At 46.6% G+C, this 19,484-nt stretch carries 15 protein-coding genes and 1 riboswitch; of the genes, 6 read left to right on the plus strand and 9 right to left on the minus strand.

All coding sequences use genetic code 11. From position 1 onward, the window contains the following. Positions 1-978: 978 nt before the first annotated feature. The 8 genes from BLS14_RS21535 to BLS14_RS21570 all read right to left on the minus strand — a co-directional run bounded on the left by BLS14_RS21535 (position 979) and on the right by BLS14_RS21570 (position 12,476). Entirely contained in the window at positions 979-2,355 is a 1,377-nt protein-coding gene (locus tag BLS14_RS21535; RefSeq protein ID WP_063568417.1) for an NCS2 family permease, read from the minus strand. A gap of 179 nt (positions 2,356-2,534) precedes the next feature. Continuing rightward, positions 2,535-2,634: riboswitch (purine riboswitch) on the minus strand. Positions 2,635-2,976: 342 nt separating this feature from the next. Next, positions 2,977-3,228, minus strand: coding sequence for a hypothetical protein (locus BLS14_RS21540; RefSeq protein ID WP_072734818.1), 252 nt, complete (start codon positions 3,226-3,228; stop codon positions 2,977-2,979). A gap of 96 nt (positions 3,229-3,324) precedes the next feature. Beyond that, positions 3,325-4,365: a leucine-rich repeat domain-containing protein gene (locus BLS14_RS21545; protein WP_090953898.1), complete on the minus strand. Its 1,041-nt coding sequence runs from the start codon at positions 4,363-4,365 to the stop codon at positions 3,325-3,327. A gap of 180 nt (positions 4,366-4,545) precedes the next feature. After that, a complete protein-coding gene (guaA, locus tag BLS14_RS21550; RefSeq protein ID WP_090953900.1) occupies positions 4,546-6,084 on the minus strand; it encodes a glutamine-hydrolyzing GMP synthase in 1,539 nt (512 codons plus the stop codon). Between the two features lie 316 nt (positions 6,085-6,400). Beyond that, complete coding sequence (locus BLS14_RS21555) at positions 6,401-8,764, minus strand: DUF4129 domain-containing transglutaminase family protein (RefSeq protein WP_090953902.1); 2,364 nt, start codon at positions 8,762-8,764, stop codon at positions 6,401-6,403. Beyond that, positions 8,751-10,118 carry a DUF58 domain-containing protein gene (locus tag BLS14_RS21560; RefSeq protein WP_090953904.1) on the minus strand — a complete coding sequence of 456 codons (1,368 nt, stop codon included), beginning with the start codon at positions 10,116-10,118 and terminating at the stop codon, positions 8,751-8,753. Before BLS14_RS21560 ends, BLS14_RS21555 begins: the two co-directional genes overlap by 14 nt. Beyond that, the gene (locus tag BLS14_RS21565; protein WP_090953906.1) at positions 10,115-11,104 is read right to left on the minus strand and encodes an AAA family ATPase; all 990 of its coding nucleotides are present in this window, start codon (positions 11,102-11,104) and stop codon (positions 10,115-10,117) included. The genes BLS14_RS21560 and BLS14_RS21565 overlap by 4 nt, the downstream gene beginning before the upstream one ends. Positions 11,105-11,207: 103 nt before the next feature. Continuing rightward, a complete protein-coding gene (locus BLS14_RS21570; RefSeq protein WP_090953908.1) occupies positions 11,208-12,476 on the minus strand; it encodes a polysaccharide deacetylase family protein in 1,269 nt (422 codons plus the stop codon). A gap of 245 nt (positions 12,477-12,721) precedes the next feature. Between BLS14_RS21570 and BLS14_RS21575 the strand changes: the two genes are divergently transcribed. The 6 genes from BLS14_RS21575 to BLS14_RS21600 all read left to right on the plus strand — a co-directional run bounded on the left by BLS14_RS21575 (position 12,722) and on the right by BLS14_RS21600 (position 18,894). Continuing rightward, positions 12,722-13,366: a DedA family protein gene (locus tag BLS14_RS21575; RefSeq protein ID WP_063568175.1), complete on the plus strand. Its 645-nt coding sequence runs from the start codon at positions 12,722-12,724 to the stop codon at positions 13,364-13,366. A gap of 254 nt (positions 13,367-13,620) precedes the next feature. Continuing rightward, on the plus strand, positions 13,621-15,132 hold the full coding sequence (locus BLS14_RS21580; protein ID WP_063568174.1) for a spore germination protein: 1,512 nt from the start codon (positions 13,621-13,623) through the stop codon (positions 15,130-15,132). An 18-nt stretch (positions 15,133-15,150) separates the two neighbouring features. Then, positions 15,151-16,353, plus strand: coding sequence for a Ger(x)C family spore germination protein (locus BLS14_RS21585; RefSeq protein ID WP_063568173.1), 1,203 nt, complete (start codon positions 15,151-15,153; stop codon positions 16,351-16,353). 5 nt (positions 16,354-16,358) lie between these two features. Then, complete coding sequence (locus BLS14_RS21590; RefSeq protein ID WP_063568172.1) at positions 16,359-16,595, plus strand: hypothetical protein; 237 nt, start codon at positions 16,359-16,361, stop codon at positions 16,593-16,595. A 20-nt stretch (positions 16,596-16,615) separates the two neighbouring features. Next, the gene (locus BLS14_RS21595; protein WP_063568171.1) at positions 16,616-17,722 is read left to right on the plus strand and encodes a GerAB/ArcD/ProY family transporter; all 1,107 of its coding nucleotides are present in this window, start codon (positions 16,616-16,618) and stop codon (positions 17,720-17,722) included. A gap of 44 nt (positions 17,723-17,766) precedes the next feature. Continuing rightward, complete coding sequence (locus BLS14_RS21600; protein WP_072734827.1) at positions 17,767-18,894, plus strand: GerAB/ArcD/ProY family transporter; 1,128 nt, start codon at positions 17,767-17,769, stop codon at positions 18,892-18,894. Positions 18,895-18,986: 92 nt separating this feature from the next. Here BLS14_RS21600 and bcp read toward each other — a convergent pair whose 3' ends face one another. Further along, a complete protein-coding gene (gene bcp / locus BLS14_RS21605) occupies positions 18,987-19,451 on the minus strand; it encodes a thioredoxin-dependent thiol peroxidase (protein WP_090953910.1) in 465 nt (154 codons plus the stop codon). Between the last annotated feature and the right edge of the window lie 33 nt (positions 19,452-19,484).

The raw sequence follows: 19,484 nt of genomic DNA on the forward strand, positions 1-19,484 counted from the left end.
GATCGTTACTCACTCGTTGTTCAGTTTTCAAAGATCAAACTTGTTTCATTGCCGCGTGTTGTTCACCTCAGCAACTTTTATATCTTATCACATCCAAACCAACTTTGCAAGCTCTTTTTTTAAGTTTCTTTCGAAGCTTATTTCATTCGCTTGCCGCACCGTGTTTCTCGTGTTTTCTTGGCCGGAATTAGAATATACCATGTACAGATTTCGAATGCAAGCTTTATTTTCAATTTATCTGTGAGGGGTTCTCTTCTTCCTCTCTACTCCTATTTATACCTTATACGATACTCATCCCTCATCAGCAATTATCTTTCTAATCTCGGAGAACTGCAGTTTCATCATACTACACTAGTTTCTATTATATATAGTAGAGTGTCTTTCAAACTGGCTATATCCAGCTGCTATTTAATTCTCGTCGTGCTGTTTTTCAAGTTTGCTATTTTAGTGTCCACATTAGGTCCTGATGATCTCACCATTCGATCCGCTTACATCAAAGAAAACCAACGTTATGCTTCTTAGTCAACTCACGCATCAATTTACAGGCATCTTACGCAACAGACCATGCGAATGCAGCATAAATCACTTCTTTTCCAAGCGAGTATTCTGTTAATCGATTATCTGTTCCCGCTCCTTCCATCGCTTCAAATACATCATCGTCCTCATTCATAGAAAGAAAGGCCCGAATAGGAATGCTCCTCCGACCACTTTCGACTACTTTGTATGCTCACTATACCATCTTCATAAACGACGCTTTATCAAATGGAGCTCTTGGCTGGATAAAAAATCATCAAATCATAACTCATGTATGTTCCTCCTTTATATATAGAAGAAAGAAGAAAGTCAAAGTTCATGCTACATATATAGAAGAAACAAAAAAGCGAAAGCCCCGTTAATGTACCAAGGCTTCCGCTTCTTTTCATTTGTACAATAATAAAAACATCATAAGTATCTGACCCAATCCATTCAGTCAAACCTTTATTCCCCACCTATAAATACATACCGACATATAACAATGATAGCCAATATCCACATAAGCCAGTGTATCTTCACTTTGCGATCGGTAACCAGGTTACCGAATACGGCCAGGATTACATAAGATACAATCCCTGCAGAAATCCCGTTTGCAATTCCTCCAGTGAAAGGCATCAATACGATGGTAAGAAACGCCGGGAAAGCTTGCAGGAAGTCATCCCACTCAATGCTACGAACCTGATTCATCATCAAGACACCCACGATGATCAACGCCGGAGCTGTTGCAGCGGACGGAACAACCAATGCAAGTGGAGCAATAAACAAAGCCAGGATGAACAGGATACCTGTCGTTACAGAGGTCAGACCTGTACGTCCACCAGCTTCGACGCCTGAGGCACTTTCAACGAATGCGGTAATTGTACTTGTACCCAGTGCAGCCCCTGCACTTACACCCACTGCATCCACGAGCATTGCTTTACCAATTGTTTTCTCGCCTTTCTTCTTATCCTTCATAATCCCCATTCGTGTTGCTGTACCCACCATTGTTCCAAATGTGTCAAACAGCTCTACAAAGGTGAAGATGAAGATGATTTCAAACAATCCAAGGCTAATTGCACCTTTCAAGTCCAGTTGTCCAACCGCCAGATCGCTGAAGTTAGGCAACCAGCTTGCACCGGATAAACCGCTGAGATTCGTAACGCCCATGGGGATACCAATCAACGTTGTAGCAATGATACCGATTAGCAGTGCACCTTTGACGCGCATAACCATCAGTACAGCAATAATGAGCAGTCCAATCAGTGCCAGTAACGCATCATGATGAGTGATGAAATTACCCAAAGACAGATTAAAACTGCTGCCAGGAATCGGTTGGCTCAGATCTGCATCAGGTGCAACATTGACTGTTACAGCGACCAGATTAGCCAGTTTGAAACCTACAATGGTAATAAAGAGACCAATACCAACTGTGATTGCCATTTTTAATGAGTCTGGAACTGCAACGAGCAGCATTTGACGAATTTTGGTTACTGTCAAAATAATAAACACGATACCAGAGATAAATACGGCTCCGAGAGCTGCCTGCCAGGAAATCGCACCGTTGGAACTCAGAACCACGGTCATGAAGTAAGCGTTCAAACCCATACCTGGTGCAAGGGCGATCGGAATGTTAACGAACAATCCCATAATGATGGTCATCAGACCAGCACCCACGGCTGTTGCAAAAAATACTGCATTGTCCGACATACCGGCTCCGGCTGATCCCAAGAACAACGTGTTTACGAAAAGAATGTACGCCATTGTCATAAAGGTAGTAAGACCCGCAACAATCTCCGTTCTAACGTTCGTTCCGTTTTCTTTTAATTTAAAGAAACGATCCATAATTCAATAATTCCCCCTTAGAGATGTTGAAGCCTTTTGAAAAACGACAAATACCCCTGAGATGAATGCATCACCCAGGGTTTTAACTGATGAGGAGTGGCACGGTGCCAATTAGGGAGAACAAAAAAAATTCTAATGTGCGTGATGTCATGCCCGACGCAATCATGTAGAATTCATGTGCTCAGCCTTCTCCTCTTCGTAGCCAGATCATTAGGGTGATCTCGTAGAGACTCCCAGGCCAATCCCCGGGATTATACGAAGTAGTATGCGCTATTTGTGTGTTTCCAATCACTATTTTAGGAGGGTTACCTCTAGTTTGTCAATGAGAAAAACGAATATTATTATCACTTATCATATAAATCGTTCGTATTATTTAACAAAATGAACCAGTTCAGCGGTTTACCACCCAAATTAAACTGAGGTTTCACAAATCAAAAAGCTACCGCAATCAAAGGTGGCAGGCACACTTTGATTGCGGTAGCTTCATAGGTTACCGTTACCGAGAAGATGGTTATGTGATGAAGATCATGTATTTGGATATTCAAAAAGCTTAGGTATAGAGAGCAGTCTGCTACGGTTACTAGTTCATTTTTTTGCATGATAGGTCCTATGCCATATATTCTAAATCTCTGTCTGACGCACGTCCTGTGCCTGCTGTTGTTCCTGACCTGTATTATCGGTCGATCCCTCAGACAATTCCTGATTCTGTGCTTGATCGGAAGATGAATCTGCTGCCTCTAAATTCACAAATGAAGAATCTCCCGCACCAAGAGCCAAGTCCTGCATACCCGAGCCGCATCCTGCCAGCATCACCATCAGAAACGCACTTCCAATGCCCATCTTCCATTTGCTCATATTGTCGGTTTTACGCATACATTCAATTCTCCTTTCAGTTGCCATATAGCCGTATTCTGTACTTAGTGTACAAGCCCGACATGAAAATAATATGAAACGAACTTAAAAATGAAATTAAATATTCAGAGATTCATCGTTATACCACCATCCGCTCTCATCCCATATGCCTGCTGCCATTATCGCCTGCTTCGCCACTTTTTGCTGTTTGCCACTTTTCAAATGAACGATCATTCTTTCCAAGGATTTATCATGAATCAGGGATTCAATATCTTCGGCGGTAATATGTTTCATTTGCAGAAGAGCGAGCTCTTTCAGGCTTTTGGAAGTCTTTGCCCATTCAATATTCTCCACATTCACATTGTTCAGGTAAACACGCTGTAATTCAGTCAGATTTTCAAGAGACGGTAGACTTGTTAGATGCGGCTGGTCCTCTATCCCTAATAAGCGCAATCCCTTCAATTCAGGCAATACGGATAGGTCAGATAATCCTTTCACCCTTAGGAGCTTCAACAGTTGCAAGGATTCCATTTCCGCAAGGCTATCCAGATTCTCTGCTCCACCAAAACTGAGATGAAGTTCGCACAAACCCGTTAAATCTTTTAAGTATCCCAATTCCTTTAATGGCATTCCCGAAACATAGAGGGACCGAAGTGAAGACAATGTTCCGATCGTTTCGATGTTAGTTGTATGACCATTCACACTCAGCGTTTTAAGCTCGGTAAAGCGGTTAAGTACGGACAAATTGGTTTTCTTTGTTTTAGTTTTGCCGATGTGGAGCTGCTCTAAAGTGTTAGGTACAAGTGTTAATACATCAAGAGATTCCGCTTCAAATACGTCAAAAGCAAATTCTTTTAACCTTAGCATTTCACCTAAGCCCTCAATCCCATGAACGCGTCTATTACAATCAATCACAAGCTTTTCTAAATGGTTCATATATCTTAGACCAGACAAGTCGCCAGATTGCGAATGAAAGCCATATATGCGAAAAGTAACATCGGGTCTGTTGGCAAACAGCTCCTCATTCAATATCTGCATCAGGTTCACATCCGGGATATTGTGCTCGCTGTATTGAACAATCTTTAGCTCAGGATGAGCCGTAAATGCGACAACCTCCTCACGAGTCCATCCCGAGTTGAGTTCGATTCTTTCCTTCATCCGCTATTATTCCTCCTTACAGAGTTTCTTCTTCGTAATATCTATTGGTTGGTCCATTGATTATCGTAGATCAAATTATAAATAACGTCTGGTGCAAACACAAAATGAAAAGAAAAAAGAGACCGAAGCTCCTTTGACGGAAACTCCGATCCCTTTTTATTAGATCTGTAAAGATAACTTCTATTCCCACTCAATCGTTGCTGGTGGTTTGGAAGTTACGTCATACACGATACGGTTTACGTTATCCACTTCGTTAACGATCCGCACGGAGATTTTCTCCAATACGTCCCAAGGGATACGCGCCCAGTCAGCTGTCATACCATCGATGGATGTTACAGCACGGATACCTACAGTATAGGAATACGTACGCGCGTCACCCATAACCCCAACACTCTTCATGTTAGGCAGGGCTGTGAAGTATTGCCAGATCTCGCGATCAAGACCGGCTTTGATAATTTCTTCACGCAGGATGTAGTCCGAATCACGAACGATTTTGAGCTTGTCCTCCGTTACTTCGCCAAGTACACGGATAGCAAGGCCCGGACCTGGGAACGGCTGACGCCATACGATTGCTTCTGGCAGACCGCACTCTTCGCCGACTTTACGCACTTCGTCTTTGAACAAGGCACTCAGTGGTTCGATCAGCTTGAAGTTCATGTCCTCAGGCAATCCGCCCACATTGTGGTGGGATTTGATGGTTTGAGCTGTCGCTGTGCCACTTTCCACGATATCCGTGTACAGTGTACCTTGCGCCAGGAATTCAAAATCATCAAACTGCTTGGACTCTTCGTCAAATACGTAAATAAACTCGTTACCGATGATTTTACGTTTTTGTTCCGGATCATCCACGCCTGCCAGTTTGGACAAGAAACGCTCTTGTGCATCAATTTTGACAACTTTCATGTCGAATTTGCCGACGAACGTCTCCATTACGCTCTCCGCTTCGCCTTTGCGCAGCAGACCATGGTCGATAAACATACATGTCAGTTGGTCACCGATGGCTTTGTGAAGCAATGCAGCCACAACGGAAGAATCTACACCGCCGCTAAGTGCGCACAATACTTTACCATCGCCCACTTTTTCACGGATATCCTTGATCGTATCTTCGATAAACGTCTCCATGCTCCAGTTGCCTTCGCAACCACAGATTTCGTACAGGAAGTTTTTGATCATTTCATTACCGCGAACAGAGTGACGTACTTCTGGATGGAACTGAACAGCATACAATTTGCGCTCATCGTTGCTCATCGCTGCGATTGGCGCACTTTCCGTGCCTGCATCCAGTTTGAATCCAGCAGGAAGAGCAACCACGTGGTCACCATGACTCATCCATACCGTATGTTCACCTTCGATACCTTGTGCAAGAGCAGAACCTGGTGCAAACTCGATATCCGCTTTACCGTACTCACGCTTCTCGGAACGCTCCACTTTACCATCAAGCTGTTGCGCCATAAGCTGCATGCCGTAACAAATTCCGAAGATTGGCACTCCCAGATCATAAACGGCCGGATCTACGTGTGGTGCATTTTCTGCATAAACGCTAGATGGTCCGCCCGAGAATACGATTCCTTTTGGTGATAATTCTGCGATTTTCTCCGCCGGTGTGTTATACGGCAAAAGCTCGCTGTATACGCCCAGATCCCGGATTCTTCTGGCGATTAACTGGTTGTATTGGCCCCCAAAGTCAAGGACAACCACTATTTCATTTTGCTTATTCATTACCGAGCCTCCCTCAATTAATGAAACTAATTATACGCAACGACAAAACATACCGTCAAGGAAAGGCGAAACTCCTTTTTTCGACATCTCAAAACATGGCATATTCAACGCCTGAGATTACAATATTTAGTCGAATATTCTCGCCTCCATTATATATATTTCCGATCGGAAATATAAGAAAAAGGGTTGACGCACTATTTTCATTATAAAAGAGATCTTCCGCATAAGCTCACGGTGTATGATCGCGGAAAGACGCCTCATTCGCTTTATGGGGCGAGAAAGGCGTCCTATGTTTGGCGCTGCGCTGTACTTCGTGTTACAGCGCCTGCATGCGCCGGGCCAGTTGAAGTGCCCGGCGCAGGAACTCCAGACTGTCCGCACGCAGCGGACGGTCCGGCCCGTACAGCAGCCGTTCCCAGTCGGCTGCGAACCGCGCGATGTCCGCGCCGTCCGTGCCCGCGGCCACGGCGGGTGACGCTGCATATTCACGCAGCGTCATTCCCGGCGGCCGTGGGCCGTAGCGGCGCGCGAGCGCGGTCCAGACCGGAGCGGCGGCGCTGAGCAGCCGCTCGCGGTCCGGAAAGCTGCTGCGCGGCCACGCCAGCAGCAGCCTTAGCCGCAGCGCGGGGCGAAGCCGCCGCATGCGGATGGCCCCGGCGGCGCACAGCAGCGCCGCTGCCGCAAGGGCTGCCGCGAGCCATGGGTGCGCGGCAATGGCCCGTGCGCGGGCGAGCAGCCATGCGCCCGCGTGAGCTACCCCGCCGTCCGTCTGCGGCGGGGTTACGGCAACGGGCTGCTGCCCGCTGAGCGCAGCGGCATCTTGGCCTTCACCCTGCGTCATGGTGAAGCCTGGCGTAGCCTCGAACGGCATCCAGCCCGCACCTGGAAAATACACTTCTACCCAGGAGTGTGCATCTCCTTGGGTTACGATGTATTGCCCAGAGACGTCCGCATCCGCTTCCCCGGGCCCGAATCCCTTCACCCAGCGTGCCGGAATACCCTCTGCACGTAGCAGCACAATCATAGCTGTTGAGAAATGATTGCAATACCCCTCCCGTGTAACGAATAGAAAATCGTCCACAAAATCAGTTCCTCGTGGTGGCATACGGGTATCTAGTGTATATTCGGCGTGGTCCGCAAGATACGACTTTACGGCTTGCACGGCATCATAACGACTCTCACTTCCCTGAATGATTTCCTTCGCAAGAGCCTGCACACGTCCGGGAAGCGTAGTTGGTAGCTGCAAATACGTTCTGCGAATTGCCGCCGGATCTTTCATGTTGGAATTCTTTCCCAGAAGGCGTAGTTGTTCAGATGTTGCCACGGGAATCATGATGTCTGCCGTATAACTTTTGACCGGTTGATTGTCATAGGTAGCCGCCAGCCATAACGTGGCGGAATCTTCATTTGATAGTAATAAACGTTTATTCTTCTGATTATCCCTGTTCTTATCCTGGAACGAAAGATTGATTGGCATTCCACCTGTAAAGAGGGGATTGGGTCCTCTCCATTCTCGCTTCATCGTTACCGTTTGACGAATACGTTGCCAATAGGCTGGATACTCCCAACCATCGGTACGCACCAATCCAGATGGACTTGCCGTCTCAAAGCTCTGCACAGGATCACTCCAGGTGCTTCCGTTATAATATGAACGGGTCTCGCCCCGCCAATACGTAGCTTCCGGACTTTTCGCCGTAAAAAAGATCGTGTCTCCCTGCACCAAAGGTGCGCCCATTGGTGCATCCGCTGTACTATATCCTGTGACGGCGGTTGTGGCAGGAATACTTCCGTGCTGTGTATAGCCTGCCCAGCGGGCCAGCCGTTCACCCATCTGCTCAAGGGATATACGTTCCGCTGGAGGAATGGAAGCAAGTTGACCAGGGATCGCTGAGAAAAGTACCATACCTGCAGACACCGCAAGCGTTACCGTGCACCAACGGCCATAAGGACTCTGCTTAAAGATCGGTGTGGTGACCCCGCCATTAAGGCGAAGCAACTGTAACATGGCCTGGATGAGTAGAATCCACAGCACAGAACGTATCACCGAAGCATATACATCCAGCCCGGCAAAGGATTCAAGCAGCATCAAATAGACCAATGTTGCACTGCCAAAAAGCATCACACTTCGTCGCAGCAGTACAAGGGACTGCACGGAAGCCATCAGCATGCTCCAACCGCACATCATGAGCAGACCTCTTGTCTCCACACTAATCGAGTGAAAACGCCACGTACTCATGAAACTACCCATATCGGCAGCAAGAGTGGTGGGATAGGTAACTGCCCATCCAGCAAGGTCATTACCTCCATACATGCAACATAATGCGGCTAGAGCAATGAAGAGTCTAATCAGTATTCCCGTGATCCAGCCCGTACGAAGCAACCCCGCGAGCAGCAAGGCCGCCGTTAATCCTGCCATCACGGATAAGAATCGTTCACTGCCCTGCTGACCCGTTGACGTAACCGGATAAATCCACTCCATGGACAATATAAGCAAAATGGCAGAAAGACCGATTCTGTAAAGGAGAGGCTCCGAATTTTGGCCATGACTCTTCAAATCTACTCCAGATGTCATGGTTTCCGCTTTATATATGGAATGCACAGACTCTAATCCCAAACTGGCGGTATGCCCTCTGTCAGCCACAGTGGAGTTCGCTTGAGGGTTTCCATTATGCTCCCACATCCGTTACCTCCGCCTTTCTCATTGAAGGTAAAGAGCTGTCTGTGATCCAATGGATCTGTACCCCACATTGACGAAGCTGTTCCAGACTTTCATTGCCAATGTCACGAATGGTTCGATCTGTTGCAATAGACTGTGCTGTTTCTGAAACTACAGTGGTATCAGAAGTCGCATCACCTTGAGTTCCTCGCTTCTGAGCCATATTGCTGCTGAGGGATTCCGCTCGCGATATAGGTGATGGATCTTCTCCAGCCATGAACTCCGTTAACTGAACCTCTACCCTGTATCCCAACCCAATTGCACACATTACCCACTCCACAAGAGCTTCGTCCATTCTGCCGGTGAGAACCACAATTCGTGACCCGATCGCCATTCTATCCAACATCTCTGTGCGAAGCGAAGGAGGTACAACTTGAGCCGTGGCAATTCGTGCCTGCGCCAGCTTGTCTAACGCATGGTTTTCAGGAGAATGCAGTAGTTCTTGTTTCCATTTCTCCCGAAGAGCAGATCCTGACCCACCGCCTTCCGTCCACACTTGATAAGGAATGTTGTCCCGTTCAGCGGTATGAACCCAACGAGCAGCTGCACGGACCGCACGTTCAAAAGCAGGCATATCCCTCTTCTCTGACTGCCGCATTTCATAACCCGATGCACCTTCATACACCAGTATACCCAGCGAGACAGAATCGGAGGTTTCAGGCAAAAAAGTCTGAAGTCGACCCGTTTTGGCTGTGCTTTTCCAATGAACACGCCCCAGTGGGTCTCCTTGCTGATATTCCCGGAACTCAGGACTGCGATTCCCCTGACTGCTTCTTCGCTCAGACAGGGCATCTTCCCCCACGGCCGAGTATTCTCCAGGATTACTCTCACCCCATTCCGTAGCTTGGGGAACAACAATTAGCGAGGTATGATTCACAGTCTCTGCGGAGACCGTATTCCATCCGAAAACATCACCCCAGTACAATCTGCCTGATTCCCATCTGTACACACCTCTGCGCAAACCCGATAATTCATATTGATACGTAAACTGGCGACGGGTTCCCGGAAATAGTAATTTACGATGTACACCGGCAGGTGTATTCTCACACAGAATGATCCATAACAGTGGAATCGGGCAGTCGAATTTCAGTTCCACTGCCACCCGCGTTCTTTCACCTGCCACAACCCGATTCGCATGCATTTGCCGCCGAATGTTAATATTGCGCGGACCGAAAAAATGGATAATCAGTGCGCTTGCGAGCATCAAGGCCGCTATAATGGACAGAAATAGCGCGGCTTTCCCGCCATGCCATACATATAAAGAGGCAAAAGCCACGACCAGGACAGCACCCAACATTCGTTGACCCAGCGCAGTCATTGACGCCGTCCCCTTCCCTGTGCCGCCATCTGTACAGGTACAGGAACCGATGACAGAGCTTCCTGAATCAATTGCGCCTGTGCCCAGATTTCGGCTCTGTTCTGGGCTTTTAATTGAACGCGATGGGAAAGGACCGGTACAGCCATCTCTTTCACATCATCGGGAATGACATAACTGCGTCCTTGGAGGTAAGCAAACGATTGTGCAGCAGCCATCCAGGCCAATGTTCCACGAGGGCTGATTCCCAGTCTTACCGCTGGGTGACTTCTTGAGGCAACGGCAACAGCAACCAGATACTGTTTGACAACAGGATCCACATGTACATGTTTTACTTCACGCTGCATGGCTACAACTTCTTCAGCAAGCATGACAGGGCGAAGTTCATCAAGCAATTCTCTGCTTTGCATCCGGGTTAACAGTTCGACTTCCTGCTCCGGATCAGGGTACCCCAGTCCAATCTTCATGACAAAACGATCCAACTGCGCTTCAGGCAGACGATAGGTGCCCTCAAACTGCAATGGATTCTGCGTCGCCAGCAAAAAGAATGGGCGCGGCAAAGCATAGGTTGTGCCATCCACCGTAATGCGTCGTTCCTCCATCGCTTCCAGAAGTGCCGACTGAGTACGAGGGGAAGCTCGATTGATTTCATCAGCCAGAACAATATTGGACATGACGGGTCCTGGTCGAAACTTGAATTCTCCCGTATGCGGATGATACATGGACGTGCCCGTCACATCTGCCGGCATCACGTCCGACGTGAACTGAATTCGTCCCATGGAGCAATCCAGCGCAGAAGCGACGGCGCGAACCAGCATCGTTTTACCTGTACCCGGTACATCTTCCAGAAGTACATGACCTCCACTAAGCATTGCAGTTAACACATAACGAATCTCTTGTTTTTTGCCAATGATCACACTTTCAACTCGCTTCATAACTCTATTCAGCAATTCTACGGCATGTTCATGTTCCATTCGGATATAAGACATTTCTTCTAATCTCCTTCCATCCATCGGCATTCCTGAACCATACTAATCTATGATTCAGTGTTGCCCGGAAGTAGAGAGAATAGTCCTGTACGAACGACTTTATTCAGATCAATTTATCCAAATACATACTGTTAGCTGCTGCCAGAGGAACGCTGGCTTTAACCATCCATTCCTTTTCATTCGCCTTTAGTGAATCAACGGTTACTCCCATATGCTCCATCAATTCCCGCAGCGGAACCCAGATCGTTCCTCCCTGGCTCTGCACGACTCCCTCTGTCGTTCTGTCATTCATCTGGTCTGCACGTTTCGTTGTCAGGTCTCCGCTGATACTGTCTGCATGGATGGTTCGGTCTTTCCATATGGCTGTAGCTGTCCGGGTCTCTGCATTCCAGCGAGCGCTGCCACCGAACTTTTTCATAAAGGTCCGCAAAGGCACCATGATCCGCTGATCTTCCACGCGAAATTCTCCTTGCTTCAACGTGGCTGCTGCCAAGCCAATTTCCACCTTCAATTCTTTGCCAGCCAACCACAGGTTGCTGTTCTCCTGTACATTTTCTGCGATCCATTCCTTACCCGGAGCTTTGCGAGACTTGTATTTACCATTGGAATCGATGCGGAATTGAACAGGCTGATCCGAGGCCTTCATCGTGTCAAAACGAAAACCTTGATCCTGGTAATACTTGATAATGCCAGGTAGTGCTTTTACCGTCTCAGCATGAGCGCCTCCATCATGCATCAATACAATGACCGAACGTGCCCCGGCAGGCACCTTGGTCGCATTGCGTAAGATCTCTTTGGCCGGAACACCCTTTCGTTTGGAATCACCACTGTCTACGTTCCAGTCCATAACGGTGTATCCGCCCAATTTCAGCAAATCAAAATAACTCTTGTCGAAATGTCCATAGGTACCGCCCGGTGCCCGGACCAGATTCGGCCGAAATCCTGTAATTCGCTCTACTATCGCCTCAGTCTGTTTGATCTGCTTCCAGAACACTTTGAAATCACTGTACAGCTGTTCATAATTATGATTAAACGTATGATTGCCCAAAGCATGTCCATCTTCCACAACCGCACGGATCATCTCAGGATAACGTTCTGCTTGCTCACCAAGCACAAAAAATGTAGCCAAAACCTGCTCCTTGCGCAAAATATCCAATACTTCACGGGTATGGTTACCCGGTCCATCGTCAAAACTCAAATAGACTACCTTTTCTTGAGGATTATCTTCTTTGGAGGCGGATGCATCAGACCCCGATACAGAAGAAGCGTAAGTTGTGCCTGCAGATGCAGCGAATACACACAGCAGTACCACAATGCGAATTATAAGCACAGACCATTTTCCAGATAAAATTGTATGTATTGGTGTTACCATGTTCGAATCAACCTCCAACGTCTCTAGTGAATTTGCTGATAGACTTCAGCAGATTTGTTAGAATTATATGGAGGACGCGCTGAAAAAAGACGCGATTTTGTTTTATAATTTTTCACAATTTGGGATGGCTCGTGATTGATTCTTCGCTTCGGATTAGGTAGCATAATGGACAGGTAGGATCGTGAACAAAACTCCTTGGAGAGTACGTATCTCCTCCCACCCTGTCTGCAGGAGAGTGAAGTCTATTGGAATTGCTTGAGAAGGTCCAGCATCTGTTTGGATCCTACGGATACAGCGTTTTGTTTTTTGGCTTATTGCTGGAATTCATCGCCCTTCCCTTCCCGGGAGAAACGACTATGGCTTATGCAGGATTTCTGTCCTACAAGGGTCATCTGGACTTCGGAATACTTGCCATCCTTGCTTTTCTGGGAACGACGATTGGCATGACGATCACTTATTTTATTGGGGCCAAAGCAGGTCTGCCGTTCATTACACGATATGGAAAATGGTTTCTAATGAAACAGGACAAGCTGGATAAAACGCAAAAGTGGTTTGCCAAGTACGGCAATGCCCTGATCTTCATCGGTTATTTCATTCCGGGAGTGAGACATTTCACCGGATATTTTGCGGGTATAGCCGCTGTTCCCTTTCGTAAATTCGCTCTCTATGCCTATTCAGGCGCACTGTTGTGGGTCATGCTGTTCCTGGGCATCGGTAAAATATTCGGCCCCCAATGGAACGCGGTGTTCCAGCTTGCTCATCAATATGCACCTTACATCGTGGCGGGGATCGGACTGTTGCTGATTGCAGCCGTTCTGTACCGTTATCGAAAAGCGTTGGCTGCCCGATCGTTGCGCAAGCCTGCCGCTATTCGGCAAAGACAAAAATAAACGGTACCATTCACATATCTATCGATAATATCAAGGGTTGAATTCAGACACATTTAGCGCAGAGGTTTTTGTGCCTATTAGATGTGGGAACACCAGGTTAACCCTTCTGTTATTAATAAGGAGCTGCATATCGCGGCTCCTTTTTTTCATGTTCTTTTTTTATTTTGTGGGATATTCAATAACACTTTTGTGATAATCCTGATTCATCCAGGTCATACTAATTTGCAAATATAGGGTGTATAAGGGGTGAAGGAATGAGTACAACAGCGCAGAGCAGCCAGGATCAGAGAATATCTCCGAATCTTACGGAAAATACGGATTATTGTAAGAAGGTGATGGGGAATAGCAAAGACTTGATGATTCGTCCTCTGCAGTGTTTGCACAAATGGCCTTCTGTCATGTTGTACATCGATGGGATGGTAGACGTGCAGATTGTGAATCATTCCATCCTGGAATCCTTGTTACAAACCCGTGAGCTGCCTGACTTCTCAGCGGAAAATGAGCATCTGATCTATCTCCAGAATGATGTCTTGGTGGCCAGCAACGTAATATTAATCGAGGAGATGAAAGACGTCCTTGATGCTCTCTTGGCAGGCTTTGCCGTTGTGCTGCTTGAAGGATCGAATCAAGGCCTGAAAATCGCAGCAGCGGGCTGGGAAGACCGTGCCGTCGGCGAACCCATCTCCCAAACGGTTGTTCGCGGTCCCATGGAGGGCTTTAATGAAAATTTGCGAACGAATACAGGCTTGATCCGCAAACGAATTCGTGACCCCCATCTCTGGATTGAAGAAAGGGAGCTTGGCCGAGTCACCAACACCAGGGTAGCCGTGGTATATCTGGAGCATATCGTCGATCAAGAGGTTATAAAAGAACTGCGGCGAAGGCTTGATGAAATTGATATTGACGCTATTCTGGAAAGTGGATATATCGAGGAGCTCGTGCAGGACAAAACAGGTACGATCTTCCCTACGGTCTATAACAGTGAGCGACCAGACACCGTATGTGCCGCACTGCTTGAAGGTCGGGTCGCGATCATTGTAGACGGTACTCCTTTCGTACTGCTTGTTCCCGCTCTGTTTGTTCATTTCTTTCAGTCCCCCGAAGATTATTACCAACGGGCCGATATTAGCTCATTGATTCGAATGATTCGTTATCTAGCGTTCTTTATTGCGCTGCTCGCTCCATCCTTCTATATTGCCATTACTACCTTTCATCAGGAGATGCTGCCCACCAACCTGCTTATTAGTCTGGCAGCTCAGCGAGAAGGTGTTCCATTTCCGGCATTCATCGAAGCCATATTGATGGAGCTGACCTATGAAATTTTGCGGGAAGCCGGCATCCGTATTCCAAAGACCGTCGGTCAAGCCGTTTCCATCGTAGGTACCCTTGTTATTGGTCAGGCCGCAGTAGATGCTGGCGTTGTATCGGCTGCCATGGTTATTATCGTATCCATTACAGCGATATCCAGTTATGTTATTCCGGAAAATGGACTCTCCATTTCTGTGCGGATTCTGCGATTTGTCCTGATGATTCTGGCTGCTGCCTTTGGTTTCTACGGAATTCTGATGGTTCTACTGATTACAGTAACCCATCTATGCAGTCTAAGATCTTTTGGTGTGTCTTATATGTCCCCGTTCGCACCTTACATCGGGAAGGATCTCAAAGATACCATATTCCGCGTGCCTTGGACCCGGATGAAAACCCGTCCGCTCTCTACCGGAACTGCGAACGAAACCAGACAAGCTAACAAAAAAACGAAGCGATAATCGGTAAGGAGAACGTGTATGAACAAATGCCTACAATTGATTCTATCTTTTGCCGTTCTGCTCCCTCTCCTTACCGGATGCTGGGATCGACAGGAACTCAATGAGCTTGGCATCATGCTGGGTCTTGGTGTAGACAAGGATGGCGATATGATTAAGGTTAGTGCTCAAGTGGTTGTTCCCAATGAAGTATCCTCCAAGTCAGGAGGAGGTAAAGGAACGCCTGTGACTCAGTATCAGGCTTCTGCGCCTACCTTGTTTGAAGCCATTCAAAAGTTAACGGAATCTAGCCCACGTCGTATATTCATGGCACATATCCGCGTGATGGTCATTGGCGAAGAGTATGCTCGCAAAGTGGGCATTTATGATATCACAGAAGCATTAATGCGCGAGCCTACGGTTCGTCCTGACTATTACGTCATGGTTGCACGAAATACAACAGCTTCCAAGGTGCTAGATGTGCTGACACCACTTGAAAATTTACCTGCGGAGAAGATGTTCAATTCATTGGATGTATCCACCAAGACTTGGTCACCCACAACAACCGTAACTGGGGATCGGTTAATGGAATACATTTTGGCTCCTGGAATACAGCCTGTAATTACCGGAGTGGAGGTTGTTGGTCAACCTGAGAAAAGTGGAAGTCAAGCTAACATTGCGACCATTAAGGCTCCTGCTAGCCTCAACTCAACAGGACTGTCTGTATTCAAGGGAGACAAGCTGATTGGGTGGCTAACCGAGGATGAATCCAAGGGATATAACTACATTCGAAACAATGTGGTATCCACAATCAGCCATCTTCCCTGCCGAAAAGAAGGATATGTGACCTTCAAAACACTTCGTACAACGACCAAACGGAAAGCAAAAGTCGTAGCAGATCACCCTTTAATCAATATTAAAATCAAAAATGTATCTTCCATAGGTGCCGTTGAATGTGGAATCAAAATCGGTTCAATGAAAGTACTCAAGGAATTGGAACAGGACAGTGAGGAACGGCTTGTAGAACTGATGCAAAAATCCATCAAATCGGTACAGCGCAAGTTTCACGTTGATATTTTCGGATTCGGGCAAGAGGTCTACCATGCTGATCCCAAGTTCTTCAAAAAGGTGGAGAAAGATTGGGATAGTTATTTGGAAAATCTGGATGTTCATTACGATGTCAATGTTCAAATCAAACGTGTAGGTACACTGGATGATTCGTTCAAAGATCAAATTAGGGAGTGAGACAGGTGTTAATTACACTTAGTGTCATTGTGACCGCAGGGGTCATTGGGTGGTTCGATCTGCCGGGGCTCATACGTAGCAAGGAATGGAAAGAATTGGCTGTTTACAGTGTCTTACTGCTCTTGGCTACCATTCTCAGTGTCTTTGCGGCCAACCTGTGGGAAATCCCAAGCCCACTTTATCTCATCATATGGATCTATGAACCTGTAAATCAATTTCTGGCACACTTGACTGGAACTTAAGGAAAAAAGGAGGGGACATTATGCTTGAACAGGGTCGCATCGGAACAAGACAATTGTCCATCCTCATTTTTATGATGGTGGTCGGGGATATGATGCTCATCTATCCCTCGGTCATCACATCCTATGCCAAACAAGATGCCTGGATATGCGCTCTTGTCGGGGTTCCGTTGGGAATGGCCCTCACGCTCATGTTTTTAAAGCTGTGCAGTCTGTATCCGGAGGAAAATCTGATACAGATTTCACGGAGCATTCTGGGATTTTGGCCAGGCAGTCTTGTATCCGCATTTTACCTATTCTTTTTTGTAATAGGTGCCTCTACGCACACCCGAGAGGTCGGAGATTTCCTAACTTCCCAAATCTTTCAGTACACCCCGATTCGAGTCATCATTCTGATGTTTGTTATTACAGTTGGCTGGGGGTTATATCATGGTCTGGAGACGATGGGGAGAAGCAGTGAATTGCTGATGCCTATCCTTATCGTGTTTATTCTCGTGCTTGCATTCTGTCTACTACCTCAGATTGATCCCAGCAATTTAAAGCCTGCTACAGATACTGGCGTTGTTCCCATCCTGCAGGGTATTCTCATAAGTATCATATATCCCGTAGGTGAACTGGTCCCCATTATGATGATTATTCCCTACACGCTAAAACAGGCTCACCGAACTCGGGATGTTCTTATGGCGGCAGGACTTGGCAACTTGTTGCTGGCTATATTGGTTACCATCTCTCTGCTTGTTCTAGGTGCTTTCCTTACACAGCACAACATCTATGCTTCCTTTATTTTATCTCAGAAGATTAGCATTGGTGGCTTTTTTGAGCGTATTGAAGCCATTATGGCTTCTTCCTGGCTCATCTCCACGTATGTTAAAGCGATGGTGTATATGTACGCATTTATCCTCGGATGCGCCGAACTATTTAGGCTCAAGCAGTATCGGATACTCATCCTACCTGCAACATTGCTTATATTTGGCCTTGCCAATCTGGTCTCGCCCAATTTGACCTTCATCGTCATTACCGTCGTTCCATATTGGGTAGATTGGGATACCACATTGAGCATTATATTGCCAGGGCTGTTACTGTTGGTGCATATGTTCAAAAAGGGTTGGAAAAACAAGCCTTCGGGATAAGGCAATGCTGGAGTTCTAATATGTCAGGAAGGAGGCTGGAGACCATGATAATTAAAGATAAAATTACCATTCGGCAATTTGCCCTGCTTACCTTTCTTGTCATGGTTGGGGATATGATTCTGATCTATCCTTCGTTGGTCACAACCTTGGGTAAACAGGATGCATGGATATGCTCTTTCCTCAGTCAGCCCATCGGTCTATTTATCATTTGGATTTTGTACAAACTACAACAAACCTACCCTGAACTATCTTTAATCGAAATTTGCAAGAAATTGCTTGGTCCATGGATTGGATCAGTCTTGTCTGCTGGTTACCTGTTCTATTTCGCTATAGGCGCTGCCATCTGTATCCGGGAAGTTGGAGACTTCATGACGACTCAAATCTACCTCCAGACCCCCATCCGTGTCATTTTGATTATGCTCATGTGTTCCCTGATCTGGGGCCTAATGAAAGGATTGCAAACCATGGGAGCAACCAGTGAACTATTGACTCCTATTGTTTTTGTTTTTATGGTTCTCCTGTTCGTGGGTTTGCTGCCCAAAATAGATGTCTCACATCTGCAGCCTATCTTTAACATCAGCCGGGTTCATTTGATTGAAACCGTTATTCGCGGATCCTTTACCGCCTTCGGGGAGCTGCTCGTGCTTACTATGATTCTTCCTTATGTAATGCGAGGGCCGCACCTTAAACGAGACTTGTTGCTTGCCACTTTCTGCGGAGGTCTGCTCCTGTGTGTATTGCTATTGTTTTCCCTTATGGTTGTGGGTCCTTTCCTAACCCAGCATAATATTTTCATTTCGTACACCCTGTCTCAAAAAATTAATATCGGTAACTTCTTTGAGCGAATTGAAGCCTTCATGGCTACTGCCTGGTTAATTGCGACCTATTTCAAAAGCCTGCTGTACATGTTCGCTTTTGTTATCGGACTAGCTCAGCTGTTTCAGTTGAAAACATACAAACCACTCATTCTCCCTTCATCCTTGCTCATGTTTGCATTGGCCATCCTGATCTCCCCCAATGTCATTTTTTATATCGAAACCATCATGCCTGCATGGGTGGATTGGGACATTACTTGCAGTTTTATTATTCCTCTGTTGCTTTTACTTGTTCATCGCATTCGCTTTGGCAAGAACAGAAAAAATCAATCCCATCCAGAACGATTGCCCACATAAAAAGGCTGTATTAACGGTATAACCCGCGAATACAGCCTTTATTATGAAATGAACATTTTTTTGTTGTATAGAGAACAGACGAGTTTACCTTCCTAAAGTTGCTGCAAAGCCTCAAGTGCTGCTTCAATATGCCCTTTGACTCGCACTTTAGACCACGACTTCAGCAGTATACCCTCTTCATCAATAAGAAACGTGGAGCGTACCATCCCCATGTATTCCTTGCCATACATCTTTTTGAGCTGCCATACGCCGTATTGCTCGGCAACCTGATGTTCTTCGTCGGATAACAGGATGAATGGTAAGCCGTATTTGGCAATGAATTTGTCGTGCTGCTTCATCGGATCAATACTAATCCCCAGAATAACTGTATTTAATCCCTTGAACTCCTCATGACGATCACGGAAATCACATGCCTGCTGTGTGCAGGAAGAAGTCATATCCTTCGGGTAAAAATATATCAGCACCCGCTGTCCGCGATAATCGGAGAGTTTTACCGTCTCTCCCATACTGGACGGAAGTTCAAAGTCTGGTGCCAGCTTGCCTTCGGTTAATGTCATCTCATTTCCTCCTATATCTCGTCTATACTTTCA

Source organism: Paenibacillus sp. OK060 (assembly GCF_900101205.1).
Classification (GTDB): Bacteria; Bacillota; Bacilli; order Paenibacillales; family Paenibacillaceae; genus Paenibacillus; species Paenibacillus marchantiae.

Bases quoted from the DNA above. Each gene is read 5' to 3' on its own strand.
- BLS14_RS21540 (WP_072734818.1), bottom strand. From the start codon at position 3,228: ATGCGTAAAACCGACAATATGAGCAAATGGAAGATGGGCATTGGAAGT.
- guaA (WP_090953900.1), bottom strand. From the start codon at position 6,084: ATGAATAAGCAAAATGAAATAGTGGTTGTCCTTGACTTTGGGGGCCAA.
- BLS14_RS21565 (WP_090953906.1), bottom strand. From the start codon at position 11,104: ATGTCTTATATCCGAATGGAACATGAACATGCCGTAGAATTGCTGAAT.
- BLS14_RS21545 (WP_090953898.1), bottom strand. From the start codon at position 4,365: ATGAAGGAAAGAATCGAACTCAACTCGGGATGGACTCGTGAGGAGGTT.
- BLS14_RS21585 (WP_063568173.1), top strand. From the start codon at position 15,151: ATGAACAAATGCCTACAATTGATTCTATCTTTTGCCGTTCTGCTCCCT.
- bcp (WP_090953910.1), bottom strand. From the start codon at position 19,451: ATGACATTAACCGAAGGCAAGCTGGCACCAGACTTTGAACTTCCGTCC.
- BLS14_RS21570 (WP_090953908.1), bottom strand. From the start codon at position 12,476: ATGGTAACACCAATACATACAATTTTATCTGGAAAATGGTCTGTGCTT.
- BLS14_RS21555 (WP_090953902.1), bottom strand. From the start codon at position 8,764: ATGTGGGAGCATAATGGAAACCCTCAAGCGAACTCCACTGTGGCTGAC.
- BLS14_RS21595 (WP_063568171.1), top strand. From the start codon at position 16,616: ATGCTTGAACAGGGTCGCATCGGAACAAGACAATTGTCCATCCTCATT.
- BLS14_RS21535 (WP_063568417.1), bottom strand. From the start codon at position 2,355: ATGGATCGTTTCTTTAAATTAAAAGAAAACGGAACGAACGTTAGAACG.
- BLS14_RS21600 (WP_072734827.1), top strand. From the start codon at position 17,767: ATGATAATTAAAGATAAAATTACCATTCGGCAATTTGCCCTGCTTACC.
- BLS14_RS21560 (WP_090953904.1), bottom strand. From the start codon at position 10,118: ATGACTGCGCTGGGTCAACGAATGTTGGGTGCTGTCCTGGTCGTGGCT.
- BLS14_RS21580 (WP_063568174.1), top strand. From the start codon at position 13,621: ATGAGTACAACAGCGCAGAGCAGCCAGGATCAGAGAATATCTCCGAAT.